Origin of the sequence: Paraflavisolibacter caeni, from assembly GCF_025628885.1 — a bacterium.
Taxonomy (GTDB): Bacteria; Bacteroidota; Bacteroidia; order Chitinophagales; family Chitinophagaceae; genus Flavisolibacter; species Flavisolibacter caeni.
The window spans coordinates 94,241-119,226 of record NZ_JAOTIF010000011.1 but is presented as its reverse complement, the minus strand read 5'-3'; the positions used below and the strand labels follow the sequence as shown (position 1 = coordinate 119,226).

General features: G+C 40.0%; 21 protein-coding genes. 13 read left to right on the top strand and 8 right to left on the bottom strand.

Annotated elements, in window-relative coordinates; genetic code table 11:
* Nucleotides 1–49 precede the first annotated feature (49 nt).
* Nucleotides 50–268 (bottom strand): hypothetical protein, encoded by a 219-nt coding sequence (locus OCK74_RS14485; RefSeq protein ID WP_279297765.1) that lies wholly within the window; start codon nt 266–268, stop codon nt 50–52.
* 330 nt (nt 269–598) lie between these two features.
* Here OCK74_RS14485 and OCK74_RS14480 point away from each other — a divergent pair, with 330 nt between their 5' ends.
* From OCK74_RS14480 to OCK74_RS14470, 3 genes are all read left to right on the top strand, one after another.
* Nucleotides 599–1,096, top strand: a complete 498-nt coding sequence (locus OCK74_RS14480; RefSeq protein ID WP_279297764.1) for a DUF4251 domain-containing protein — start codon at nt 599–601, stop codon at nt 1,094–1,096.
* A 211-nt stretch (nt 1,097–1,307) separates the two neighbouring features.
* Nucleotides 1,308–1,613 carry a hypothetical protein gene (locus OCK74_RS14475; protein ID WP_279297763.1) on the top strand — a complete coding sequence of 102 codons (306 nt, stop codon included), beginning with the start codon at nt 1,308–1,310 and terminating at the stop codon, nt 1,611–1,613.
* 83 nt (nt 1,614–1,696) lie between these two features.
* Entirely contained in the window at nt 1,697–2,569 is an 873-nt protein-coding gene (locus OCK74_RS14470) for an aldose 1-epimerase family protein (protein WP_279297762.1), read from the top strand.
* Nucleotides 2,570–2,585: 16 nt separating this feature from the next.
* On the opposite strand, the gene OCK74_RS14465 is transcribed toward OCK74_RS14470, so the two are convergent.
* Nucleotides 2,586–7,235, bottom strand: a complete 4,650-nt coding sequence (locus tag OCK74_RS14465; RefSeq protein WP_279297761.1) for a DUF3320 domain-containing protein — start codon at nt 7,233–7,235, stop codon at nt 2,586–2,588.
* A 558-nt stretch (nt 7,236–7,793) separates the two neighbouring features.
* On the opposite strand from OCK74_RS14465, the gene OCK74_RS14460 reads away from it, so the two are divergent.
* Nucleotides 7,794–8,549, top strand: coding sequence for a hypothetical protein (locus OCK74_RS14460; protein ID WP_279297760.1), 756 nt, complete (start codon nt 7,794–7,796; stop codon nt 8,547–8,549).
* A gap of 58 nt (nt 8,550–8,607) precedes the next feature.
* Here OCK74_RS14460 and OCK74_RS14455 read toward each other — a convergent pair whose 3' ends face one another.
* Entirely contained in the window at nt 8,608–9,597 is a 990-nt protein-coding gene (locus OCK74_RS14455; protein ID WP_279297759.1) for a Gfo/Idh/MocA family protein, read from the bottom strand.
* A 313-nt stretch (nt 9,598–9,910) separates the two neighbouring features.
* Between OCK74_RS14455 and OCK74_RS14450 the strand changes: the two genes are divergently transcribed.
* Both OCK74_RS14450 and OCK74_RS14445 read left to right on the top strand, forming a co-directional pair.
* Nucleotides 9,911–10,321 (top strand): hypothetical protein, encoded by a 411-nt coding sequence (locus OCK74_RS14450; protein WP_279297758.1) that lies wholly within the window; start codon nt 9,911–9,913, stop codon nt 10,319–10,321.
* 131 nt (nt 10,322–10,452) lie between these two features.
* Nucleotides 10,453–11,025 (top strand): nuclear transport factor 2-like protein, encoded by a 573-nt coding sequence (locus OCK74_RS14445; protein WP_279297757.1) that lies wholly within the window; start codon nt 10,453–10,455, stop codon nt 11,023–11,025.
* Between the two features lie 66 nt (nt 11,026–11,091).
* On the opposite strand, the gene OCK74_RS14440 is transcribed toward OCK74_RS14445, so the two are convergent.
* The 3 genes from OCK74_RS14440 to OCK74_RS14430 form a co-directional block, all read right to left on the bottom strand.
* Nucleotides 11,092–11,397 (bottom strand): RNA recognition motif domain-containing protein, encoded by a 306-nt coding sequence (locus OCK74_RS14440; RefSeq protein WP_279297756.1) that lies wholly within the window; start codon nt 11,395–11,397, stop codon nt 11,092–11,094.
* A gap of 719 nt (nt 11,398–12,116) precedes the next feature.
* Nucleotides 12,117–13,751, bottom strand: coding sequence for a chaperonin GroEL (groL, locus tag OCK74_RS14435; RefSeq protein WP_279297755.1), 1,635 nt, complete (start codon nt 13,749–13,751; stop codon nt 12,117–12,119).
* 95 nt (nt 13,752–13,846) lie between these two features.
* Entirely contained in the window at nt 13,847–14,128 is a 282-nt protein-coding gene (locus tag OCK74_RS14430; protein WP_341483197.1) for a co-chaperone GroES, read from the bottom strand.
* 351 nt (nt 14,129–14,479) lie between these two features.
* Here OCK74_RS14430 and nusB point away from each other — a divergent pair, with 351 nt between their 5' ends.
* From nusB to coaE, 4 genes are all read left to right on the top strand, one after another.
* On the top strand, nt 14,480–15,406 hold the full coding sequence (nusB, locus tag OCK74_RS14425; protein ID WP_279297754.1) for a transcription antitermination factor NusB: 927 nt from the start codon (nt 14,480–14,482) through the stop codon (nt 15,404–15,406).
* Nucleotides 15,407–15,450: 44 nt separating this feature from the next.
* Nucleotides 15,451–15,888, top strand: a complete 438-nt coding sequence (locus OCK74_RS14420) for a DUF1573 domain-containing protein (protein ID WP_279297753.1) — start codon at nt 15,451–15,453, stop codon at nt 15,886–15,888.
* Between the two features lie 27 nt (nt 15,889–15,915).
* Nucleotides 15,916–16,242, top strand: coding sequence for a preprotein translocase subunit YajC (gene yajC, locus OCK74_RS14415; protein WP_279297752.1), 327 nt, complete (start codon nt 15,916–15,918; stop codon nt 16,240–16,242).
* 135 nt (nt 16,243–16,377) lie between these two features.
* Nucleotides 16,378–16,968: a dephospho-CoA kinase gene (coaE, locus tag OCK74_RS14410; RefSeq protein ID WP_279297751.1), complete on the top strand. Its 591-nt coding sequence runs from the start codon at nt 16,378–16,380 to the stop codon at nt 16,966–16,968.
* A gap of 147 nt (nt 16,969–17,115) precedes the next feature.
* On the opposite strand, the gene OCK74_RS14405 is transcribed toward coaE, so the two are convergent.
* Nucleotides 17,116–18,309, bottom strand: coding sequence for a pyridoxal phosphate-dependent aminotransferase (locus OCK74_RS14405; RefSeq protein ID WP_279297750.1), 1,194 nt, complete (start codon nt 18,307–18,309; stop codon nt 17,116–17,118).
* A 222-nt stretch (nt 18,310–18,531) separates the two neighbouring features.
* Here OCK74_RS14405 and secDF point away from each other — a divergent pair, with 222 nt between their 5' ends.
* Both secDF and OCK74_RS14395 read left to right on the top strand, forming a co-directional pair.
* Complete coding sequence (gene secDF, locus OCK74_RS14400; protein ID WP_279297749.1) at nt 18,532–21,618, top strand: protein translocase subunit SecDF; 3,087 nt, start codon at nt 18,532–18,534, stop codon at nt 21,616–21,618.
* A gap of 131 nt (nt 21,619–21,749) precedes the next feature.
* Nucleotides 21,750–23,969, top strand: a complete 2,220-nt coding sequence (locus OCK74_RS14395; RefSeq protein WP_279297748.1) for a cation:proton antiporter domain-containing protein — start codon at nt 21,750–21,752, stop codon at nt 23,967–23,969.
* A gap of 18 nt (nt 23,970–23,987) precedes the next feature.
* Here OCK74_RS14395 and OCK74_RS14390 read toward each other — a convergent pair whose 3' ends face one another.
* Nucleotides 23,988–24,332 carry a HesB/IscA family protein gene (locus OCK74_RS14390; RefSeq protein WP_279297747.1) on the bottom strand — a complete coding sequence of 115 codons (345 nt, stop codon included), beginning with the start codon at nt 24,330–24,332 and terminating at the stop codon, nt 23,988–23,990.
* 129 nt (nt 24,333–24,461) lie between these two features.
* Between OCK74_RS14390 and OCK74_RS14385 the strand changes: the two genes are divergently transcribed.
* Nucleotides 24,462–24,968 carry a DUF7935 family protein gene (locus OCK74_RS14385; RefSeq protein ID WP_279297746.1) on the top strand — a complete coding sequence of 169 codons (507 nt, stop codon included), beginning with the start codon at nt 24,462–24,464 and terminating at the stop codon, nt 24,966–24,968.
* Nucleotides 24,969–24,986 lie beyond the last annotated feature (18 nt).

The window sequence follows — 24,986 nt, the reverse complement described above, 5'->3', positions numbered from 1 at the left end:
ATAGATGGTTAAACTGCAAAAGGAGACTAAAGGAATACTAAACCCGCAATTAGTATACGCAAGCTTTCTTTTTTATTTTACTGGCTCCCAAAATCTGAATTGCTAATTCGCCTGAGATTTGTTCTACACCACATACTTTTCTAAGATACCATTTGTAGTCTTCGGTTTGATATAATTCAGTTAAGGAACCAGGTAAAAGGGTTATTTCCTGATGAAGAAATCTATGAGCCGCATCACCACTCACTAAAAATGTGTGTCTTACTTTCATGATACTAGATTTATAGATACAAAAATATACCAGCAGTCAAACTTACACTAGCGGATTTCTATGAAATAGATAATGTGATTGTATGAGTTTCGTCATATAAAGTAATAACATACATATAGGTACAAGAAGGCTTTCAGGGTATTTACTTAGTGTTAACAATCAAGGCGTTGTGCTTATTTAAAGAAATTCCAACTTATTGAATAGGCGGCAGCTACCATCTCAAAAAACTATTGTTAATCTTCGATAAGCGTATGCCTTTGCCTGACAGTTTAACACCAGACGGCATTTATTTTGATGTCATTTTATTAGAATTTGAACAATTTTGATAAAATGAAAATTCTAAAAAACTTTTTACAAACAACGCTGTTGCTAGTGATTGGAACAGCGACTTGTTTGCATATCGCATCTGCTCAGGAAACTGAGAAAGAAACAAAAATTAAAAACCTAATAGGCTCTGGGAATTATGTGTTTGAAGCTCAATCAGCCTTGCCATCACGTGGTCAGGTAAGGCAATTAACATATGGGTATGAAATAAGGGTTTCCAAAGACACATTGATCTCCTACCTGCCATATTTTGGCAGAGCCTATGTAGCACCAGTTGATCCTTCTGAAGGTGGCTATAATTTTACATCGACCGATTTTGAATACAATGTAAAAGAGGGAAAAAAAGGTGGCTGGGATGTTTCGATCCAGACAAAGGATCAAAGAGATAATAAAAAAATGGCACTCAAAATACAGGAAAGTGGATATGCCTCATTGCAGGTAACCAGTAATGACCGTCAGCCAATCTCCTATAATGGTATTATAACGGCTGTAAAGAAAAAATAGCGGATTATTTCTTTTAACTTTAGGCCTATACCTGACATTCTTCTCTTACTGTTGTGATAGTTGTTAGTATCGGACTTATAAAAAGCTGATAATAATTAAAGTTAAAAGACAGCAATGTCATAAAATAGAGTAGTGACAGCGTTTTAGTTTTACAGTATCAATAGAGATCAAAATACTCTAATAACTATTCTGCCACTTATAAATATATTTTATGAAACGATCAACAACTATAACTACTGTTCAGAGTAAAATGAATTTGTCTGAAGCCATTATGCAAAAGCTTGTAGACAGCCAGGCAGAAGAAATAGATTTCAACCCGTTTTTCACAGAATATAAAAAGGCCAGGTACAAGTCGACGGAGGGGATAACTGAAGGCATTATAGAAATGACATTCATCAGTGATAACTATAACAAACTCAACCGTATTTCTATACCTGTTGAAGGCTGCTTTTTATTTACGTGTGTAAAAAGTAGATTTGGTTTTATTAAGGCAATTTGGAGCACTTCTTTGAATTAATAAGCTCAACAAAGCTTAACGGAAAACCTATAAGGAGCTACAATCCTTATAGGTTTTTTCATTTCTGACGTTATCTTAGCATCATGTATACGATCCAGAGCAGTCAACTCAGTGTAAGCATAAAGACTAAAGGAGCCGAACTTACAAGCATTATGCATACAGGTAATGGTCTCGAATATATGTGGAATGCTGACCCGAAATACTGGGCTAAAACGTCTCCGGTATTATTTCCTATTGTTGGAACCCTAAAGAACAACACTTATTACTATAAGGGTAAAGCCTATCAACTATCACGACATGGTTTTGCCCGTGATATGGAATTTGAGGTCACTGATCATAATGAAGATTCTATAACATTTTCGATCAAGGATAATGAAGAGACGGCAAAGGTCTTTCCTTTCCAATTTGCCTTTGATATTACTTATAAGGTAGAAGATGAAGAACTTTCTGTTACATATTCTATTCAGAATAATGAGGTTTCTGAAGATATGTACTTTTCAGTTGGCGGCCATCCAGCCTTCAAATTACCTTTAGTAGAAGGCACTGCTTATGAAGATTACAGTCTTGTTTTTAATCAAAGGGAAACGGCTGGGCGCTGGCCAATTACCAAAGATGGATTAATTGAGCTCCACCCTAACCCATTATTGAATGACACTACTATTCTTCCTCTATCCAAAGAACTTTTTGCCAAAGATGCTGTGGTATTAAAACATGTCCAGTCCCATTCTGTGCGGCTACAGTCAGACAAGACCGAACATGGACTGGAATTCAGCTTCTCAGGTTTCCCTTTCCTTGGTTTATGGGCAGCGCCAGGTGCCGACTTTGTCTGCATTGAACCATGGTGTGGTATTGCCGATCGCATGGATACAGATCAACAATTGGAACATAAAGAAGGGATTATTTGCCTACCTGCACTTGGATCATTTGAGGTTACATGGAAAGTTATGTTCTTTTAGTGTATGAATTGAGGAATTATTGAATTTGCATCTTCAGTAAATCCCCCTCTTTCTGAATTGACTTTTTGACCACCATTTCTTCGATTAACTGGAGTAATTCATTGCGCATGTCTTCAGTGATCCTTGTCATACCAAACATGCGAGCAACAAAAGGAACAGCGGCTTCCGGGCTAATAGCCACAGCATCCTGAATGACTTTTTCAATAGCTAACCGGAGCTCTTCAGGTGCGATGTATTTCAACTTTCGAGAAGCAGCAGGTAAGTCAGATCGATCACGAAGTGTTGGCTGGAGCATGTCTGACAGCCAGAGAAACTCATCCTTCTGCACAATTCGGCCATTACCTATAGCAAACTTTGCGGCCAGCTTAATGTGCTCTTTGATGCGGGGACCAATTCTTGTTACACCGGCAGCTTCTACAATTCTTCGAGCGACTTCGTCAAAATGCACAGGGCTTTCTATCTCAACTACTTGTTCTACCCAATTAGCCAATCTTCCTACAGAATGGCGGTGTATTTCCTGTGTTGCAATCGAAGCAGGAAGTATGGCCAACTGATAAGCAGATAAAGAAGCAGATTCATCTGAAATACTTTCCCTGATGAGTGCTGTTTCTGCAACAACTTCGTCTTCATCTTCCTCATCCAATAAAGTTGCTTTCCATGCATTATCTATAGCCTCTACTACCCTTTTTAACTCACGATCTGGATTACGGAACCAGTCGGTGCTCCAGATCCGGTGCATTTTCCAGCCCATAGCTTCCAATACTTGCTGTCGCAGCCTGTCTCTATCGCGGGCTGAACGGGCAGAATGATAAGCGGCCCCATCACACTCGATACCTAAAATATAGCGACCCGGATTTTCCGGATCTACGATTGCCAGATCAATGTAAAATCCCTGAGAGCCAACCTGCTTGCGAACTATATATCCAAGAGCAGATAGTTGCTGTGCGACTACTTCCTCAAAGGGGCTATCTGCAGGATGACCTGTTTCTTGTGGAATGTTTAACTGGCCATGCTGAGCATAATGTAGAAAGCTTTTCAGAGCGATGACACCATAGCTTTTTGTACGGCTTGTATCCAGGTCAGCAGCAGTGAGATTAGTAAACACTTCGCAGCGAAGCTTGGCCCGAGTAATCAATACATTGAGCCTCTTTTCACCGCCTTCATTGTTCAAGGGACCGAACGACATACTGACATCTCCTTCTGCTGTGCGGCCATATCCTATTGAAATAAAGATCACATCCCGCTCATCACCCTGAACATTTTCAAGGTTCTTTACAAAAAAAGGCTCATGTGCATGACTGTTGAAAAAAGTTTCTATATCAGGATTGTTCTTTCTACTAATCTCCAGTGCATCTTGTATGGCCTCACGCTGAGCGGTACTAAAGGCTACTACGCCTAGACTCAGGCCAGGGTGCTTTCGAGCATGTTGCAATACTGCTTCAGCGACTATTTCAGCTTCTTTTGCATTGGTGCGGGTGTTGCCACGGTCGTAAACGGTATCTTTTAAATGATGGAAAAGCAGACCGGCATTGTGCTTCGATCCAGGACAAGGAAATACAACCAGTTTGTTTTCATAGAAATGATGATTGGACAGTTGGATCAGGGACTCGTGCCGGCTACGGTAGTGCCAACGCAACATACGTTGCGGGGCACCCTGAGCATCGCACATACCCAAGATGCTAGGCAGGTCGGCCGTAACGCTTTCTTCATCTTCCCAGTCGCTATTCATTGTATCGAAAAAGGAGGTTGGGGGTAATTGTTTTGTATCCCCCACAACAACCAGTTGCTTTCCTCTGAGCAAAGCACCCAGTGCTTCAACCGGACGAACCTGGCTGGCTTCATCAAAGATCACCAGGTCGAACTGCAAGGCACCGGGTGGCAGGAAATTGGCAATTGAAAGAGGGCTCATCATGAATACCGGCTTGATAGCTTGTATTGCCAGACCTGCCTCTGCCATCAATTTTCTAATGGGCAGGTGACGTGCTTTCTTATTGAACTCTGTACGAATTACCGTAACCTGGCCGCCGCCATCAGCTGAGGGCATTCCCTCCCAATGACGCAATGCTGCACGGGCACGGTTGTATTGGAAATTCAACGCATCAAGGCGTTTGAATTGTTTGATCACCTCTTCATGGGAAGTACGTTCAAAGATTCGAAGGGCTGCATTATTATTAATCACTGTCTGTAACAGGTATTCATACCAAGTTTTTTGTAAAGCAGCTTTTAAAAGATCTTTTGCTTCAGGCCAGCTCTCAGCAACGGTTGTCATGCTGAGCAGCTTTTCTTCAGTAGCAATATCAGCCAGGTTATTCCATGAAATGGCAAGATGTATGTCACTAATATTCCCTGCCCAGGATGAAAGCAACTGCATTTGGTATTCGAAAGGCTGGTGCAATAGGGTTTTACCCTGGAATCGGACCGATTCATTGAAAGCAGTTTTTGACACAACTTCACCTATAATCTTTCCATGAATACTTAGTACTTCGAGTAATACTTTATAGAAATCAGCAGCAATGGCTGGACTCTGGTGCAAGTCCAGATAATCCAGGATCTCTTTTGGAACGATGTTATCAGCCAATTGCTGATGGACAGAGACCAGATATATTGCAGCAGAATTTAACTCTTCCCATGCGGACCTTGCACCCTGCCAGCGAAGGCCAAATAAGTCAGACGCCAAAGACTCGTGATCTTTCAAGATGTTGGACAAACGTTTCGCTTCCAGAAGGTCGTCAACCCATTTCAATTTATCTTCTGTTTCCTGAGGTATAGGTTTTTTGCTAATGGCCTTAAGCCTTTTGATTGCGTTGTTATAAGAGCCAATCATGAACTTATACCATTTGCTGCCGTGGGCCACCAGTTCCTGCCTTATTTCCAACACATCCTGATCCCAGGCTTCCGGAAGGAAAATTTCTTCATATGCACGGTGCAATTCAGCCAGCCTCTTACCTGATTGCAGCACTTCCTGAATTTCGGCCTGTTTGTGTAACCAAGCCCCATGCCTGATATTCAAACCTCTTAGATCTGGTTTTATAGACAGCAATTGTGCACATGATGCCAGCTTCATGGACTCCTCCCGATTGACTGGTATTTTTACACCGATCGCTTCAGCAATTTCCTTTGATTCATCCCTCAGCACTTCTGCGGCTTCTTTTGCTGATCTCAATAATTCAGAAAGTATATCTTGTTCATGTGGCAGCATTACCCTTAAACCACATCCCCAAAACAATAATTGAGAAGGCACTCCTATACTCTTTAACCTTGCCTGGATTTTATCAGCAAGGACTTCGGCCCTTTGTATCTTAGCACTATCCAAGCCAGCAATATCAGGGAAAACAATGCGAGGTAACTGATGGTTGCTAATAGCTTTTGATAACTGCAGCAACAAACCAATCACCTTCTGGGCGGTCAAACCACTTTTACCAATTTCAGTATTGATTGCAAAACTATAATCATTTAATTCTTCTCTCAACTTGTGCAGTAAAGCAACTTCCTGCTGCAGATGGTACAAGGCAGGTCTACCTAGTTCCAATACTTTCCTCAACTCCTGATGCAGATCTTTTTTATTGGCTTTATGGCTATGCAGCTCCAGGCAGGCTTCACCCAGATTGGCATTGTCTAACCGACGCTTTACTACTTCCAAGGCAGCCATTTTTTCAGCGACGAAAAGCACCTTCTTGCCCTGCCCAATGGCATTTGCGATGAGGTTGGTGATGGTTTGGGATTTTCCTGTACCAGGAGGTCCCTGGATGACCATATTGCGTCCTTCATGCACAGCCAACATTGCCAACAATTGTGAACTATCGGCATCCACTACCTGAAAAAGCTGATCTGCGACAGTTTCCCTATCAATATGGGCATCTTCTGAGGCTGTTGGCGGAGCCTCGTTAAAGCCGTCATTGAAAAGACTTTTTAAAACATGATGGTGTAAAGGGCTATTTTCTTGCGGCCAATTTGTTACATCAAGATCATTATAGATTAAAAACTTTCCGAAGGAAAAAAAGCCTAGTGCAATTTCATTGCGTTCTACCTTCCAGCGAGGCAAATGATTGGTGGCGGATGCGACTTCATCAAAATAACTTTCCAATGAGAAGTCGTCCTCTTCGGGCATGTTGGGTATTGAAATGCCGAATTCGGCTTTCATCTTCGCTTGTAAGGACAGGTTCTCTCCTATTTCTTCCAATGTGTAGCGTAAACGAAAACGTTCGCGTGCGTTGGACCGGTCCAATGCAACGGGTACCAATACTAACGGAGCTCTACGTACTTCTGAACTATTCTCAGACTCGTACCAATGCAACATACCCAATGCGAGAAATAAGGTATTTACCCCTTGTTCTTCAATATTAGTACGGGCGGCATAATAGGTATTCAGTAATTTATGCTGGAGGACAGACTCTGATTCTGGAGTCTGGAGTTTTGTATCGTAGACTTCCTGGGAAGGAGTAGTAGCAGGTATTATCTCTAATTGCTTCTCTTTTTCGGGTCTAGGAGCAAAAGTCATGTTCTTGCCCTGCCCAATAAGCACATCGTATACCAAGGCGGACTTCTCGTTGACGATTAGCACGCCCCTGGTGGAAAGAGGCCTAAAATTCAATAAAGGGTTACGTAAGCCTAGATCGAGCAACTCCTTGCGGGAAGTTTCAAGCCTGGCGAGAATGGTATCCTGCATGCTATTGGACTTTTTACACTCTCGCAAGTTTAGGAAATAAATACGAATGATTCGAATGAAGAACGGGGTATTGAGATTTCGGATTTGGGATTTCGGATTTCGGGAGTTTGTTGGGTGTTGGAGGAAGGGTTCAAAACTTGGAAAGTGGGGATTGGTTTTGTACCTTTAGGCTCAGTTCCATTGCCTCCGTTCAGGGCTTTCAGGGCGTTCTGCCTGTAGGTTGTTTTCCCCTTATTTAGGAGCATTTGCTCAATTCAGATCGAAGCATAGTCGAAAGATGGTCGAAGGATGATCGAAGGATGGTCGAAGTAGCCTAGCCTTAAGTACGGCTGATGTATAGCTAAAGTACGGCTTAGGTATGCTTCAGCTAGGGAGTAAGGTCTCTATAAGTCGGGGTGGAAATGTAAAATGCATCATAGAAAACTGGGTATTTTGGTGATGGTATTGGAAACCTGAGCAGATTTAAAGATGTATTAGATTTTTGACAGTTAAAATACGTCGACTAATTTCGTAAGCGTAAATAAACTGCTTTATTCAATATCAGCCAAAACTGACCTTATGATTACTCTATCCTCTAAAAAATTCGGCCGGCAGGTACCTGCTATCTTTAGTTTTTCCTACCAGACAATTATTATTGCGCTCCTATTTATTGTTATTATATTTTCCAGTTGCTTTTCTCCGAGAAAAATGGATAAGTGGATCGATCAGCAATATAGAGATGTTCCGACTAAGGTAAAAAGCAATGATTACATCAGTGTAAAAATTGAAAAAACACCTTTTAAAGACAGGCTTTCTGAAACAAAGAAGGGCAAAACCAAGTTTATTCCTGCTTTATTTTACTATCAATGGGAGTTTTACTCTACGTCAACTTTAAATCCATATATACCTGTTTCTAATTTAAGTAATACGATATTGCCCTATGCTAATGTCAAGGGTCTGAAGAAAAAGCTAGATGGGCAAAAGCTGGAGCTTACTATAGAAAAAGTACCCTCCATTTTTTCTCTGAGAGACAAAGGCGCGATGATCTTTCTTGTTGTGGCATACACGGGTTGGGAGCATATTTATATTGAGCCCCAAACAGAGGAAATGGTTGTGTCTTACCGGCTGCTGAAAGATAATGTCGAAACTAAAAAAGGTGAAGTCACTGTTCCTAACCGTGACCAAGGCATCTCATTGAAGGCATTTCAATCAACCAAAAAACTTACCTGGAAATATTTGGAGCAGTATAACAATAACATAAAGGCAATGAGCAAAGAACTTGTTGACAAATTGCTTATAGAATTACAGCAAGAAGGAAATCTAGTAAAAGAATAGATGGTGTATATTTTGTTACCATCGCCGGGTTTTAAAACCTGGCGATGGTAATGGAAATTTAGGGTTTCTGCCATGTATTCTTCTCAAAGCTTTGGAAAAGAGCTTCGATCACTTTCATGTTATTAATGGCATCCTCCAGATCAGTTGGAACAGGAGTATTTTCCAATATTGCCTTTGAAAAAGCATCTCCTTGTAAGGTATACTGGTCTACCGGGTCAAACACAATTTCCTCGGTTCCCTCTTTTAAATGAAGCCATATACGAGTTGGTTTATCAGGCGGTGCATTTACAGGTATTTCGATTTCTATGCGGCCCTCAGTACCCAAAATGTTTACTCTTTGGTATGGCATCAATTGGGTAGAACAAGTAAATGTGGAAGTCCCGGTCGAGAAGTCAAGGATACCTGATGCAAGTCGGTCAGTTTGCGAGTTTGGATCATATTCTACAGTGCCCACTACCCTTTCAGGCTCTCTGTTAAACAGGAAGCGTGCAATCGAAATACAATAGCAGCCAATATCCATTATACCACCTCCGCCGGCGTCTTTCCGGTTGCGTATGTTATTCATGTCGACATTGTAATAAGAAAAGAAGGACTGAACTGTTTTAAGGGTTCCGATGCTACCATCATCTACCAGTTTTTTGACATGCTGCCATTGCGGATGAAAGCGATACATAAATGCTTCCATTATTTTAAGGTGAGGCATCTGTTGTGCAGCATCCAGGAGTTTAATGGCCTCTGCTGATGAAAGCCCAATGGGTTTTTCGCATAATACATGCTTGCCTGCCTCCAGAGCTTTCATTGCCCATTCCACATGCATATGGTTTGGCAGAGGAATATAGATCGCATTAATATCAGAATCACTTAATAACTCTTCATAGGTTCCATAAACCTTTGGGATACCCAAGGCTTTTGCGGCTGCCTGAGCCTGCTCGATATTTCTAGAAGCAATTGCAATGACATCGCAATATTTTCCTTTTTGCAAAGCCGGAATTACCTTTTCCCTGCCAATTTTTGCTGTGCTTAGTATGCCCCATCTGATTTTATTCATACTATAATATTTTTACTGACTGCAATGTTAATTGAGTATTGCTAAATTAAGTATAGATGGTATAAACAACCAATAGGTTTGATCATACCTTTCATCATAATTACCTATAATATAAATTAATAATAATAGTTTACATTTATATCAATTTTATTACCACCTCTACCCCATCCTAAGCCATTTAGAATTATCCCAATTCTGTTAGATCCTTACTCTTTGATTCATGGCAAATGCTCCAGGAATGGAGGGTTTCTATATGTAAATGTTTATGGATGCGGCCAAAAATATGGGCATCAAATGAAATAAATACTTGGTAATGGTTTTGAAAGATCAGATATGTCCTCTCGTACATGCCAAACGATTGAAAGAATTCGGCATCATTCAAGAAAGCTTACTCTATTATAATGATAGAGGCATTGTAATTAAAATACAGTCAGATTTTATAGCGTTGGAGCTCAAATCGGCAGATGCTGATTGGGTGATTGAGGAAGGTAACTATGTTTCAGCTTTTACAGTAGCAGAACTTGGTGCAGCTTTACCCAACTCTATAAACGGTATTCAACTAATCATGGAAAACAGTGAAGAAGTAAAGTATGTAAGTTATCCGCGCATTAAAACCACCTTTGGTAGATCAGAAGCACAAGCAAGAGCAAACATGCTTCTCTGGCTTATAGAAAATAAATATGTTTCTGCCAGAGAGGTAAATAAAATGATGACGGATACATAAATGGAACCAAGTACAATATGATATAAAAAGTTTTGTAATTTAATGTCATCATTCTCCCCCCTCTTTAAACGCCGCTGTGCTTTCTTGAAACCTGCCTCATTTATTTATTTGTCATCCTTAAAACTTTAGAAATGAAACCAGTATTTACAGCTTTGTTGCTTCTTTTTTGCTCTATTGCCTTTACACAAGACCAGAAAATGAAAAATGCTAAAGCGAAATCAGATAAAAAAGAGACGAAGGTTAAAGCTGAATATTCTTCAGAACAATTAGACATGCCTTATACGGCAGAGTATTCTTCCAAATTTATGCCTGGGAATCCAGCTCATGGCAAACTTATACTGGATATTTGGAAGGACTGGGATGACAATGTAACAGACCGGCACGCAGATATGTTTGCCGATACGGTATTCATGATGTTTCCAAACGGTCAGTCTGTGAAAGGGAGAGATTCTGCTATGTACCTGGCAAAGAAGTTCAGGGGCTCTCTTGCCAGCTCCAAGAGCACAATAGAAGCCTGGATGCCGACCAAGAGTATTGATAGGAACGAAGATTGGGTTTTGGTATGGGGACGAGAAGAAGATACAGATATGAATAGCAATAAAACCACGGTCTTGCTGCACGAAATTTGGCGAATTAATAAAGATGGTAAAATTGATTTCATGCGCCAGTATATGTCGAAGCCAACTGAATCAGCGAGCCAATAACCAGAAGTCTATAACAACCAAAAGCCCCGGAAATCCGGGGCTTTTGGTTGTTATCATTGCAATATCTTACCAACGATTTTTGTTGAAACCGCCGCCATTTCCGCGAAAACCACCTTTTTGAGGTCTGTCTTCTCTAGGCTTTGCTTCAACAACTTTGATCGTTCTTCCATCAACGGTACCTCCATCTAACTCAGCAATAGCTTTTTGAGCTGCTGCTTTGTCTGGCATTTCAACGAAACCAAATCCACGGCTCTTTCCAGTGAATTTGTCGTTAATTACTTTGGCAGAAGTTACTTCGCCATATTCGGAGAAAAATTGTTGTAAGTCTTCATCCTGAATGTTGAAGCTTAAATTAGAAACGTAAATGTTCATGCTTAGATTTTAATCAATTAAAAAATGCATCTGAGTCGAGGCAGGAAAGAAAAGGCAACTAATGAGTAGAAGATAACTTAACAGATTAATTATACGCTTTACTAAATGCGAGGCTCAAACTTGCTATGTAAATATAGTATTTCTTTTTAACGACAATGACTATGCGTAAAACAATATTTTGTTAAGTCACCATCCATTTCACGCTTATCCAATGTGTGCATATTGATGATAAAAAACCCCCAGTATTAAAAGGGGGTTCAAATAAATTCAAACAGATGGCTTCAACCCGAATACCATACTTGGCATACTTTCCAGACAGGATACCAGGTTTTTCCCGGAAAGATTAACAGGTTAAAAGGAAAAGGATTCCATCAAAAAACTTGCTTTACGAATTTAACAAAGATTATTTAAAAATAAAAGCTATTGTATCAAAAATGGGTTATCCGGATTAAACTTCTGATTTCGCTTAGTCTTGCGCCTGTTGAGCTGATTCTTGAGCCATGAAAAGATTCTCACTAACATAGGTCATGATTTTGGATTCAACAATTTGGTTGAGGGAAGCAAAAAAGTGACAAAAACCTGACCAGAAAAGAAAATGAATAAGATACATATAATAAGTATGATAAATTTAACAAATTATCTTCCTTTCAGGCATGGATATGAAAAAGCCCCACCTAAAAGTGGGGCTTTTTATCAATTTAACTTGTAAAGTTGCTGAATTAGTAATCCATGCCCATACCACCGCCTGGCATTGCAGGAGCAGAAGCAGTTTTAGGCTCTGGCTTGTCAGCTACTACACATTCAGTAGTTAACAACATACCAGCAATTGAAGCTGCATTTTCCAATGCGATACGGCTTACTTTAGTTGGGTCAATAACACCAGCACCAATCAGGTTTTCATATTGTTCAGTGCGTGCATTGAAACCATAATCGCCTTTGCCTTCTTTTACTTTGTTTACTACTACGCTACCTTCGATACCGCAGTTTTCAACAATCTGACGAAGTGGTTCTTCCAAAGCACGACGTACGATTTGTACACCTGTAGCTTCATCATTGTTCAAAGTTTGCAGGCTGCTTAATGCATCAACAGCACGAACGTAAGCAACACCACCACCAGGAACGATACCTTCTTCAACAGCTGCGCGGGTAGCATGCAATGCATCATCTACACGATCTTTCTTTTCTTTCATTTCTACTTCAGTAGCAGCACCAACATTCAATACAGCTACACCACCGCTCAATTTAGCAAGACGCTCCTGCAGTTTTTCGCGATCGTAGTCGGAAGTAGTATTTTCAATTTGAGATTTGATTTGGTTGATACGAGCCTGGATAGCATCTTTTTCGCCACGGCCACCAACTACAGTAGTGTTGTCTTTATCGATCACCACTCTTTCAGCTTTACCCAAATAAGTAAGGTCAGCATTTTCGAGTTTGTAACCTTGTTCTTCAGAAATCACGATACCTTTTGTAAGGATAGCGATGTCCTGGAGCATTTCTTTTCTGCGGTCTCCGAAGCCAGGAGCTTTAACAGCAGCAACTTTTAAAGTTCCGCGCAGTTTGTTTACAACCAGAGTAGCCAAAGCTTCCCCTTCCAGGTCTTCAGAGATAATCACTAAAGGAGCACCTTGTTGGGCAACTTTTTCAAGGATGTGGAGGATATCTTTCATGCTGCTGATCTTTTTGTCATAGATCAGGATGTAAGGATTATCCAGTTCTGCTTCCATTTTTTCGCTGTTGGTTACGAAATAAGGAGAAATATAACCACGGTCGAACTGCATACCTTCTACTACTTCGATACCGGTTTCGATACCTTTAGCTTCTTCGATAGTGATCACACCATCTTTAGAAACTTTTGCCATAGCTTCAGCGATCAGCTTACCAATTTCGTAGTCATTGTTAGCAGAAATGGTAGCTACCTGCTCAATTTTTTTGTTGTCATCACCAACTGACTGGGACTGTGCGCGCAGGTTTTCAACAACAACACGAACAGCTTTTTCAATACCACGTTTCAGGTCCATTGGATTGGCACCAGCGGCTACGTTCTTTAAACCTTCAGTGATAATTGACTGAGCCAAAACAGTTGCAGTAGTAGTACCATCACCAGCAACATCAGCTGTTTTAGAAGCTACTTCTTTTACCATTTGAGCGCCCATATTTTCAATGGCGTCTTCTAATTCAATTTCTTTTGCTACAGATACACCGTCTTTTGTAACAGAAGGAGCACCGAATTTTTTCTCGATTACAACATTGCGTCCTTTAGGGCCTAATGTAACTTTTACAGCATTTGCTAAAGCATCAACGCCCTTTTTCATTTTATTGCGGGCATCGGTATCAAAAAACAATTGTTTTGCCATATTAATTAATTTACGATTTACGATTTACGATTTTAGAATTACGATTTGATTCAATCCTAATGAAAGCTCATTCAACTCCGTTTGCGAAGTTTAATTTACACTATTGCCAGAATGTCACTTTCTCTCATGATCAGGAAATCTTCACCTTCGATGGAGATCTCAGTTCCAGCATACTTGCCATACAATACAATGTCGCCTTCCTTTACGGTAACAGGCTCATCTTTTTTACCAGGACCAGCGGCAATTACAGTACCACGCTGCGGTTTTTCTTTAGCTGTGTCAGGAATAATGATACCACCGGCAGTCTTTTCTTCTGCAGCAGCCGGTTTCACGATCACTCTGTCGTGCAGAGGGGTAACATTCAGTTTGTTAGCCATACGTATGTGATTTTAGTTTTTAAGTGAAATGATTATAATCACCCTTGAGCAGGGACGGCCAAAGGTAAACGATAATTATGCCAGCGCACCAGAAACGGAAAAAATTTCAGTTTTCAGCCATTAACAATGCTTTTAGAAAAAAAGAAAGCACAAAAGGAGAAAAAAAGTTCAGTGTTTGTGTCAAATTTTCAGTTCACCCACAATTGATTAAAAAATTCCCAAATATAGCAGACGCATGCCATTTTCTGGCAGTTGGTATGTATCAGTTTCCTTCCCAGGTGTCAGAGCAAACTAGAAACCTCAACCCAATAAACCCTAAACTTTACTATCTTCGCCGGCTTAAACAGTTCTATGATTAGCAGAAGAAATATAAGGGTGAAGGTGATGCAGGCACTATATACGATAGCCACCCTGGAACAGGAAGTTAAACCTGGAGAGCCGGCCAGACTACTGCAAAAGCATTTTGATCAATCTACGGAATTACTAGTCTACCTCATTCACTTTTTCACTGAAATCCCGGCATATGCAGAAACTGATGCATTTGTTCGTTCCTCAAAGCATCTTCCAAGTAATGAGGACCTCAATGTCAATACCAAAATTTCAGGCAATGAAATTATATGGCGTATCAAGGAGGATGTATCTTATGGAGCCCTCCTGGGAACGATAAAACCACAGCAAAAGCTAGACAAGGAATTGGTTCGAAAGTTTTATGTGCAGTTGTGTGAGACGCCTGAATATAAAAAGTACATTTCGACGCCAGAAAGAAATAACCAAGATGAAAAGGCCATATTAGATTTTATTTTAGAAGAATTATTGCTTCCAAGTGAATTGTTTGAAGCGCATATGGATGAACTTTTTATTAACTGGAATGATGATTCAGACATGGTTATTCAACTGCTGAAGAGCTATATACATAAGCCAGGATCATTAAATTTCCGCGAAATTGTATCACCAGACAAAATGCAGTTTGCCAAAAGTTTGCTGCAAACTGTTACAGAAAAGTCTGAACACCTTGAAGAATTGATTGTTCCTAAACTCAAAAACTGGGATGCCGAGCGGATCGCCATTCTCGATATGATCATCATGAAGATGGGTGTTGCAGAATTCCTTTATTTCGATACCATTCCTCCAAAAGTTAGTATTAATGAATACATAGACCTGGCGAAGGAATACAGCACACAACAAAGCGGACAGTTTGTAAATGGAATTCTCGATAATATCCATAAGGAACTGGTACAGCAAGGTAAGTTGCACAAAACTGATTTTAGAAAAGCATAAACAAGGATTCTATTACTTTTGCACGGCTAATAATATTTTTTTATATGCGACCACTTATCCTGGCATTTGCTGTTTCAGTTTTATTCGCCTGCAATCAAACTGATTCCAAAACCACCAATTCTGCTCCCTCGACAACTAATGCTATTGCAGACTCTGCTAATTTTACCGCTATTCAATGGCTAGATTCGATGAGCCAGAATATTGGTAAAGTGAAAAAAGGCCAGGTAGTAGAGATTACCTGGCGTTTTAAAAATATCGGTAAAAAGCCCCTGATTATACAGGAAGTTCGCCCTGGCTGCGGATGTACAGTTGCTGAAAAACCAGAAGAGCCAATAGCTCCAGGGGAAGAAAGTGTTATCAAAGGAAAGTTTGACAGCAATAATCAAAGTGAAGGCGAACATAATAAAATGATATCCGTTTTAGCCAACACGGTAAATAGTACTTATCACCAATTAAACTTCAGAGTAGAAGTAGTCCAATAAATTTTTATTCATTTAATCATTCACAACATGTATTTATTACAATCAGCACCAGGGGGTGGCGGATTCCAATTCATCTTTTTAGGTTTGATGATCGTTGTTTTCTGGCTGTTTTTTATCCGTCCTCAGGCGAAAAAAGCAAAGCAGCAAAAAACATTTATCGATAACCTTCAAAAAGGTGATAAAGTAGTAACTATAGCTGGGATCCATGGAAAGGTGAACAATCTAAACGAGGATGGCACCATTAATCTAGAAGTGAGCCCAGGTAGCTACATCAAGATCGAAAAAAGTGCGATTTCAATGGAGTGGACCAACCAGTTAAACAAGGGAACTACAGCACCAGTTGCAACTAAATAATGCTGTATTATAATTATATTTAAGGGAAGTGTACAAACAACACTTCCCTTTTTATTTCTATACAATTACAGTATTAGCTTACGGATTAAATACCGTACCTGACAAATTTAACTTTGATCATCAACAGATCTTCTTATGTTAAAAATTGGTCTAACCGGAGGAATTGGTTCCGGGAAAACTACAATTGCAAAAGTCTTTGAACTATTGAACGTACCTGTTTATTATGCAGATGCCGTCTCCAAAAGGTTGTATCACACCAATAAAGAATTAATGGAAAGCATGAAAAAACATTTTGGTGAGGATATTTATACAGGGGACCAGATCAATCGCCAAAAACTAGCGGCAATTGTTTTTAATGACGCTCAAAAGCTACAACTTCTCAATAAACTCGTACACCCACTAACCATAAAAGATGCCCAACAATGGATGGAACAACAAACAGCGCCCTATGTAATTAAGGAAGCTGCCCTACTATTTGAGAGTGGTTCAGTGGCTGGCCTGGATTATGTGATTGGCATCAGTACGCCCAAACACCTTCGTATCAAAAGAGTCATGGACCGAGACGGCGTAAGCCGGGAAGAAGTGTTGGCGCGGATGAATAAGCAGATAGACGAGGGAATAAAGATGCGTCTTTGTGATTTTATTATAGAGAATAATGAACAGAAACTGGTAATACCACAAATCTTAGAACTCCACAAAACACTTCTAAGTCTTACTAATAAATAATATAGCGAAATATTTTGGCCATAGCTTACATTTGGTGTTAGCTGAATAACCAACCTTAAACACATTCAGCAGAAAAAAACCTCCTTTTCAGGAGGTTTTTAATATTATAACCAAACCAAAGATTTAATTCTACTGATAATACCCTAACTATTTCAACTTTGCTAATGCGTCAGCTATGCGCGCCATAGCTTTTTCAATATTATTCATGTTATTGGCATAAGAAAAGCGAATGCACTCATTATTGCCGAATGCAGAACCTGTTACGGAAGATACATGAGCCGTATTCAAAAGGTACATACAAAGATCATCAGCATTATTGATCACGTCACCGTTTTCTGCTTTCTTACCAAAATAAGCATCTACTCTTGGAAACGCATAGAAAGCTCCATCAGGCATAGCCAATTCCAGGCCATCGATTTTACCTAACAATTCAACGATACGGTTTTTACGACGTTCGAACTCTTTTACCATTTCTATAGTAGCATCCAAGGGTGCAGTTAAGGCAACCACACCAGCTTTTTGAGCAACAGAGTTGGTACCGCTTGTAAATTGACCCTGGAGCTTCTCACAAGCCTTGGCAACATCTTTAGGTGCAGCGATATAACCAAGACGCCATCCTGTCATGGCAAAACCTTTACTCAAACCATTTACAACAATGGTTCTTTCTTTCATACCATCCAATTCGGCAATGCTGGTATGATCGCCTACATAGTTGATGTATTCATAAATTTCATCGGAAATGATATAGATATTGGGGTATTTCCGGAATACTTCGGCCAAACCTTCCAGCTCTTCTTTAGAATAGATGGAACCACTAGGGTTGCAAGGAGAAGAGAACATAAAAGCCTTAGTTTTTGGAGTAATGGCAGCCTCAAGTTCCTTTGGCGTAATTTTATACCCGCTTTTAAGGCTTGATTTGATTTCAACTACCTCACCCCTGGCAATTTGCACAAGAGCCGCATAGGTTACCCAGTAAGGAGTGGGAATGATCACCTCATCGCCTTCGTCAACAATACTCAAGATGACATTTGCAAGGCTTTGTTTTGCGCCTGTTGAAACTACGATATTTTCAATTGTATAGTCAAGATTATTATCTCTCTTCAACTTATGACAAACAGCTTCCCGAAGATCAGGATAGCCAGGAACCGGAGAATAATGGCTCCAATTGTCATCAATAGCCTTTTTTGCAGCTTCTTTAATATGTGCTGGCACATCAAAATCTGGTTCACCAACACTCAGATCAATTACATCATGTCCCTGAGCCCGCAATTCACGGCCCAATTTGGCCATTTTCAGGGTTTCGGGTTCGTTAAAACGTTTTAACAGCGATGAGATTTCCATTGAGGTAATTTTTGGGGGGCAAAATTAAGGAGTTTAGAATTATGATTTTTATCAGCAGGGACCAGATTCGTGGTCAAGTCAGCAGGATTTCATCTATAAATACTTTATTTAGATCTATAAATCCCGTTATGGAGGCTCATTTTACTCTCTAAAAGGGTTGTTATTTAAGAAAGGAATGTAATCTGAAAAAACTATATTTGCCCCTCTTAAAAAATACTGTGTATGCAATTGAAAGGCCTGGTCCGATTTTTCACTGTTCTATTAATCCTCTATTCTATCTACGAACTCTCATTCACATGGGTAGTACGTAGTCATGAAAACAAGATGGAAGCAAAGGCAAACCAATTTGTTTCCGCAAATTTCCCTAATGCTGACTCCACTACAAAAGAACTGGCATTCAAAGAGCGCCTGAAAAGATTGTTGGACAGCACTAAAGATGAAACTGTTCACTACGGAATCCAAGGGCCTATCTCTTATCAGCAGGCCAAAGAAAATGAATTAAACCTTGGTCTTGACCTCCAAGGGGGCATTAACGTAACGATGGAAGTTGAGTTGTCTGGTTTGCTTCGCTCTATGGCGAACAACTCAAAAGATCCTAACTTCCTGAAAGCTCTGGAAAATGCCAACCTGCGTAAAGCCAACAGCAATGCCGACTTTGTTACTCTTTTTGCTGAAGAATACAAAAAGATTGCTCCCAATAGCCGACTGGCTTCCTTGTTTGCCACTGCCGGACAGGATAAAATTAAAATCACTGATTCGGATAATAAAGTAATTAGCCAAATCCGCCAGGAAGCAAATGATGCATTTGATCGTACATTCCGCGTATTACGTACCCGGATTGACCAGTTTGGAGTTGCTCAGCCTAACATTAATCCAGATCGTGAACGTGGTATTATTACTGTAGAACTGCCTGGTATTCAAGATCAGGAGCGTGTTCGCAAGTATTTACAATCTTCAGCCAATCTTCAGTTTTGGGAAGTGTATAACATCAGTGAAATCGCTCCAAGCATTGGAAAAGCGGATGAAGCTTTCAATTCTTTAATGGGCGGAAAAAGTGTAAAAGCACCAGAAGCTGATACAACAACAGCAAAAACTGATACTACGACAAGTGCTGATACCAGCAAAAAAGATACTGCAGCCGGCCGTCTCTCTGAAGAACTAGGCCAAAAAACAGCTGCAGCTCCAAAAGTTAAAGAAGATACTGCCAGCAGAAAAACATTATGGCAATATATCAGCTTCATGGTAAATCCTCAAACCGGACAACCTGTTGATAATGGTCAAATCGGTCTTGTTGCTATCCGTGATACAGGAATTGTAAGAAGTTACCTTGAGAATCCTGCAGTAAGTTCCAACTTCCCTGCTGATTTAGTTTGGATGTATGGCATTCCTGAAACAAACAAAGAAAACAAAAAAGCAAACTTTGTCGCTTTATATGGTGTGAAAACTAAAGGCAGAGAAAAGGCGCCGCTGGAAGGTGAAGCTGTAGTTGAAGCCCGTTCAGACTTCAATCCTACTACTGGCCAGCCAGAAGTTAGCATGAAGATGAATCCTGCTGGTGCCCGCACATGGGCTGATCTTACCCGTGCTAATAAAGGTCGCTTCATTGCCATTGTTCTTGATAACATTGTTTATTCGGCGCCACGAGTAAATGATGTAATTGAGGGAGGAAACTCCAGCATCTCTGGTTCCTTTACCCCGGAAGAATCAACAGACCTTTCCAACATCCTGAAAGCTGGTAAACTGCCTGCTCCTGCTAAAATCGTTCAGGAACAAGTAGTTGGACCTACTTTGGGTAAAGATGCTATCCATGGCGGTATCATGTCCTTTGCGATCTCCTTCATCGTGATCTTCATCCTTATGCTGGTTTATTATAACACCAGCGGTTGGGTGGCTAACATTGCCCTGATCTTAAACCTGCTCTTTACGATTGGCGTATTAACAGGATTGGGAGCAACATTGACCGCACCTGGTATAGCTGGTCTGGTACTGACTATTGGTATGGCAGTGGATACGAACGTGTTGATTTACGAGCGTATTAAAGAAGAATTGACAAGAGGCAAGAATTATCAACAAGCTGTAAAAGATGGTTATCATCGTTCGCTGCCTCCAGTGCTTGATGGTCACATTACCACATTATTAACAGCCATTATCCTGTTTTCTTTTGGTTTAGGTCCGGTGAAAGGCTTTGCCACTACACAGATCATAGGTTTGTTATTATCACTTTTCTGCGGTATCCTGGTGAGCCGTTGGGTAACTGACATCTTTACGAGAAGAAACCATCACCTGACATATTTCACAGGCATTTCCCGCAGTATATTCCAACATGCCAATTTCAAGATCATTGAAAAAAGAAAGATTGCCTACATGATTTCACTCTTAGTGTTATTATTAGGTATTGGTGCTTTTATTCACGGATTTGATTATGGCGTTGAATTTAAAGGTGGTCGCAGCTACATCGTAAAGTTTGATCATACTGTAAATGTTGAGAAAGTTAGAAATGACCTTGAAAAAGCATTTGGTGAAAGTCCGGTAATTAAAACAATCGGAGGAAACAATCAACTGGATATCACTACAGCCTATCTGATTGATGATACCAAACCTGGTGTTGACTCTATAGTTGAAAATAAGCTTTTAGACGGCTTAAAAGGTAACCACCTACCAGCCAACCTTACTTACCAGCAATTTGATCAACAACACGTACTTGGTTCAACTAAAGTATTGCCAACTATTTCCGATGACTTGAAGAAGGGTGCTCAATGGGCTACGTTCTGGTCTGTGCTGATTATTGCGATTTATATCTTTATTCGCTTCCGCGACTGGAGATATTCACTTGGTACTATCGTTTCATTATTGCACGACGTACTGGTAACCTTGATCGTATTCTCATTCTTAAAAGATGTTGTGCCATTCCCTCTGGAGATTGACCAACACTTTATCGCTGCGGTATTAACAGTTATCGGTTTCTCTATGAACGATACCGTGGTAATCTTTGACAGAATTCGTGAATACAGCAAGCAAATGGTTGGAGCTACCAAAGAGACCATCATTAATAAAGCTATCAATGATACGCTAAGCCGTACCATTATGACATCACTGACAGTGTTCCTGACGCTCCTGATCCTGTTCCTGGTAGGTGGTGAGGTTACCCGTGGCTTTGCATTTGCCATGCTGATCGGTGTTGCCGTTGGTATTTACTCTTCAGTATTTGTAGCTGCTCCAGTATTGGTTGACTTAGGTGGGAAGAAAGTGTTGGGTGAAGACTTCATTTCTTCGCATAAAGAACCAGTAAAAACTAAGACAACAGCATAAGTATTATAGATAAGTATTTATTAAAAAGGCCTGTATTCGAATACAGGCCTTTTTGCTTTTTTATAGGATTATCTGTAGGCGTCTTAACGGTTGCTTTTATTTATTTTTGGATCGAACATGGTTATGAGCATATGAATCACTTACCACCATTAATCACGGATCTTGCATTGATACTGGGAGCAGCGGCTGCCATAACTTTACTTTTTAGAAAGTTGAAACAACCGCTTGTCCTTGGCTATATCATTGCAGGCATATTGGTAAGTCCGAATTTCACGCTTTTTCCAACTATCCTAGAAGTACATAATGTACAAGTATGGGCGGAAATAGGTGTTATTTTTCTTCTATTCAGTCTAGGTCTTGAATTCAGTTTTAAAAAGCTGGTACATGTTGGAGGGTCATCCTCTGTAGCTGCTACAGCGGAAGCTGTAGGTATGTCAGTAATAGGTTATGCAACAGGGCAATTGCTAGGCTGGTCATTTATGGACAGCATTTTCCTTGGAGCTTTACTTGCCATTTCGTCGACAACCATTATTATAAAGGCGATTGACGAACTGAATTTAAAGAAGAAAAAGTTCGCTACATTAGTCTTCGGCATCCTGATCGTTGAAGACATCATTGCAATTGCCATTCTTGTCCTGCTGTCCACATTCACTACTACAAAGCAGGTAGTCAGTATTGATACGTTTATATCCATACTCAAACTTGCTTTTTTTCTTATACTCTGGTTTATTACAGGCATCTTTTTTATTCCCTCTTTGTTAAAGAAGGCGAGCAACATATTGAATGATGAAATTCTTTTAATCGTATCCATTGCCATGTGCCTACTGATGGTTTTTTTAACAACACAAGCAGGGTTCTCTCCTGCTCTTGGCGCCTTTGTTATGGGTTCTCTGCTTGCAGAAACGACAAAGGCAGAAACCATAGAACATCTAGTAAGGCCTGTCAAAGATCTATTCGGGGCGATTTTTTTTGTTTCGGTTGGCATGCTGATTAACCTGGGAATGATGGCAGAATATATAGGGCCAATACTTCTCATTACAGGGGTTTGTATTTTAGGTAAAATACTTACTACAGGATTTGGAGCCTTTATCTCGGGCAACACGCTTAAGGTATCCATACAAACGGGCATGAGTCTTGCACAAATTGGAGAGTTTTCTTTTATTATTGCCGCTCTAGGTAATAGCTTAAAAGTCACTAGCGAATTCCTTTATCCCACAATTGTAGCCGTATCAGGAATCACAACTTTTACAACGCCTTATCTTATCAGGGCTAGCACACCTTTATTTAATTGGATCGAAAAAAATCTTCCTGAAAGGTTAAAGACTTCGTTGGCCAAGTATAGCTCTGAAGCAGTAACACTCACATCGGTGAGCGACTGGCAGAAAGTTATAAAGGAATTTTTGATTAACCTGATATTATTCTCGGTAATCATCATAGCCATTATTTATCTTTCTGCTTACTATGTATTGCCATGGGTGGGCATATATCTTGATGACAGTTTTGGACCTGTTGCAGCGTCGGCACTTACCTTATTGCTGATGGCACCTTTTTTATGGGGGCTAACAGTCAGAAACGAGCAAACAGACTCATTTGCAAGAATTTTTGCCCAACAAAAATATAAAGGCCCCATTTGGTTGATGCGAGGCATCAAGCTCAGTCTCGCCTTGTTTTTTATCATCTTTTTACTCAGCAGATTTTTTTCATTTGCCATAGCTTTATATGCGGCGGTATTGATGGCTACACTTTTTAGTATCCTCCGCAAAAAAATTCAGACACTTTACGATGCTTTGGAAAAAAGGTTTATAAGTAATCTGAATGACAAGGAGTTACAAGAAGAGTTAAAAGCAATGGAATTACAAGCAGGCAAAAGAAATGCAGCCCTAGCTCCCTGGGATGCACATCTTACAACATTTGATATTTTGCCAGAATCAGCAGTGATTGGTAAAACACTTGGAGAATTAAGATGGAGGGAACAGATCGGTATCAATATAGCTATGATCAAGCGTGGCAGACTGACCATTACCATACCCAAAAAAGATGATTGCATTTTTCCTGGAGATAAATTATATATCATATGTACAGATGTACAGGAAAAGAAAATGAATGCTATCCTTCGACCTGATAAGAAATTATTAGAAAGTCAAAAAGACATTCAAGTAGAGTTAGAAAAGTTCACAATCATGCATGACTCTCCTTTTGTCAATAAAACAATCAGCGAATCCGGGATTCGAAAAAATGCCACAGCCTTAGTGGTAGGGATAGAAAGAAATGGAAAACGCATTCTAAATCCTGAATCTACCACGGTTTTAGAAGTTGGCGACCTTGTATGGATTGTCGAAGAAAAGTCCTGAAATAAGTTGACTATTTACTTATACGGCAAAACTGGTTCCGCATCCACAAGTAGAAGAAGCATTTGGGTTTCTAAAGGTAAAGCCGCGACTATTTAATCCCCCCTGCCAGTCAATTTCCATTCCGAAAAGGTATAACTCATGTGCTTTTTCCATTATAAAGGTAAGCCCCTCAAACTCATATTGCTGGTCAGCATCCTTTTTTTGATCGAATCCCAACACATAAGAAAGCCCGGAACAACCGCCACCTTTTACGCCAATTCGTAAATAATTCGACTTATCAAAGCCTGGCTCACTCATCAAACGCATCAATTCCTGTAATGCACCTTCAGTAAATCTCACTGGTGATTGTGTTATTATTTCCATAAAACAAATTTATTAATAGCTGAACAAAACAATTGTCATGGAATTGCAGTTTCACAACTTCTTTATTTTTGCGGTCTGAAAAGTTTAAACGCCTAGGATACTTCAAACTTTTCTTCAAACACAAAATTTATGGAAGAAACCTCTATTTCACTTATTATTTCAGTTGTGGCTCTATTTATTGCTATCGTAAGTTACTTTCAATCTAAAAAACCAAAAAAAATCCAAGCTCCGAAAGAATTTTTCAATTCTATTCCGCTACAACTGCAGGCCTATGAGCGACTTGTTATGCTAACTGAAAGGATTGCTCTCCCTAACCTGATTAGCCGTGTGAGTCAACCTCAATACACTGCTAAAGAAATGCAAATGGTCTTGATAGATAACATTAAACAGGAGTTTGAGTACAACTCCTCACAACAGATTTATGTGAGCCGTGTTGCCTGGGAGGCTGTACGCAATCTCAAAGATCAGAATATGATCACGATCAATCAGATTGCCAATGTATTACCACCTGACGCCCGGGCCACAGATTTGAATAAACAATTGCTAGAAATCATTCTGAATCAAAAAGAAAAAGATATTCATGCAGTTGTTCTCGATACGTTGAACTATGAAGCGAAAGAAATCTTGAACAGGTAAATACGGCAATAACAACTC

Bases quoted from the DNA above. Each gene is read 5' to 3' on its own strand.
- OCK74_RS14385 (WP_279297746.1), top strand. From the start codon at position 24,462: ATGGAAGAAACCTCTATTTCACTTATTATTTCAGTTGTGGCTCTATTT.
- OCK74_RS14420 (WP_279297753.1), top strand. From the start codon at position 15,451: ATGCGACCACTTATCCTGGCATTTGCTGTTTCAGTTTTATTCGCCTGC.
- groL (WP_279297755.1), bottom strand. From the start codon at position 13,751: ATGGCAAAACAATTGTTTTTTGATACCGATGCCCGCAATAAAATGAAA.
- OCK74_RS14405 (WP_279297750.1), bottom strand. From the start codon at position 18,309: ATGGAAATCTCATCGCTGTTAAAACGTTTTAACGAACCCGAAACCCTG.
- nusB (WP_279297754.1), top strand. From the start codon at position 14,480: ATGATTAGCAGAAGAAATATAAGGGTGAAGGTGATGCAGGCACTATAT.
- OCK74_RS14440 (WP_279297756.1), bottom strand. From the start codon at position 11,397: ATGAACATTTACGTTTCTAATTTAAGCTTCAACATTCAGGATGAAGAC.
- OCK74_RS14390 (WP_279297747.1), bottom strand. From the start codon at position 24,332: ATGGAAATAATAACACAATCACCAGTGAGATTTACTGAAGGTGCATTA.
- OCK74_RS14430 (WP_341483197.1), bottom strand. From the start codon at position 14,128: ATGGCTAACAAACTGAATGTTACCCCTCTGCACGACAGAGTGATCGTG.
- OCK74_RS14450 (WP_279297758.1), top strand. From the start codon at position 9,911: ATGGTTTTGAAAGATCAGATATGTCCTCTCGTACATGCCAAACGATTG.
- OCK74_RS14455 (WP_279297759.1), bottom strand. From the start codon at position 9,597: ATGAATAAAATCAGATGGGGCATACTAAGCACAGCAAAAATTGGCAGG.
- OCK74_RS14465 (WP_279297761.1), bottom strand. From the start codon at position 7,235: ATGCAGGATACCATTCTCGCCAGGCTTGAAACTTCCCGCAAGGAGTTG.
- OCK74_RS14475 (WP_279297763.1), top strand. From the start codon at position 1,308: ATGAAACGATCAACAACTATAACTACTGTTCAGAGTAAAATGAATTTG.
- coaE (WP_279297751.1), top strand. From the start codon at position 16,378: ATGTTAAAAATTGGTCTAACCGGAGGAATTGGTTCCGGGAAAACTACA.
- OCK74_RS14460 (WP_279297760.1), top strand. From the start codon at position 7,794: ATGATTACTCTATCCTCTAAAAAATTCGGCCGGCAGGTACCTGCTATC.
- yajC (WP_279297752.1), top strand. From the start codon at position 15,916: ATGTATTTATTACAATCAGCACCAGGGGGTGGCGGATTCCAATTCATC.
- OCK74_RS14445 (WP_279297757.1), top strand. From the start codon at position 10,453: ATGAAACCAGTATTTACAGCTTTGTTGCTTCTTTTTTGCTCTATTGCC.
- OCK74_RS14470 (WP_279297762.1), top strand. From the start codon at position 1,697: ATGTATACGATCCAGAGCAGTCAACTCAGTGTAAGCATAAAGACTAAA.
- OCK74_RS14395 (WP_279297748.1), top strand. From the start codon at position 21,750: ATGAATCACTTACCACCATTAATCACGGATCTTGCATTGATACTGGGA.
- OCK74_RS14485 (WP_279297765.1), bottom strand. From the start codon at position 268: ATGAAAGTAAGACACACATTTTTAGTGAGTGGTGATGCGGCTCATAGA.
- OCK74_RS14480 (WP_279297764.1), top strand. From the start codon at position 599: ATGAAAATTCTAAAAAACTTTTTACAAACAACGCTGTTGCTAGTGATT.
- secDF (WP_279297749.1), top strand. From the start codon at position 18,532: ATGCAATTGAAAGGCCTGGTCCGATTTTTCACTGTTCTATTAATCCTC.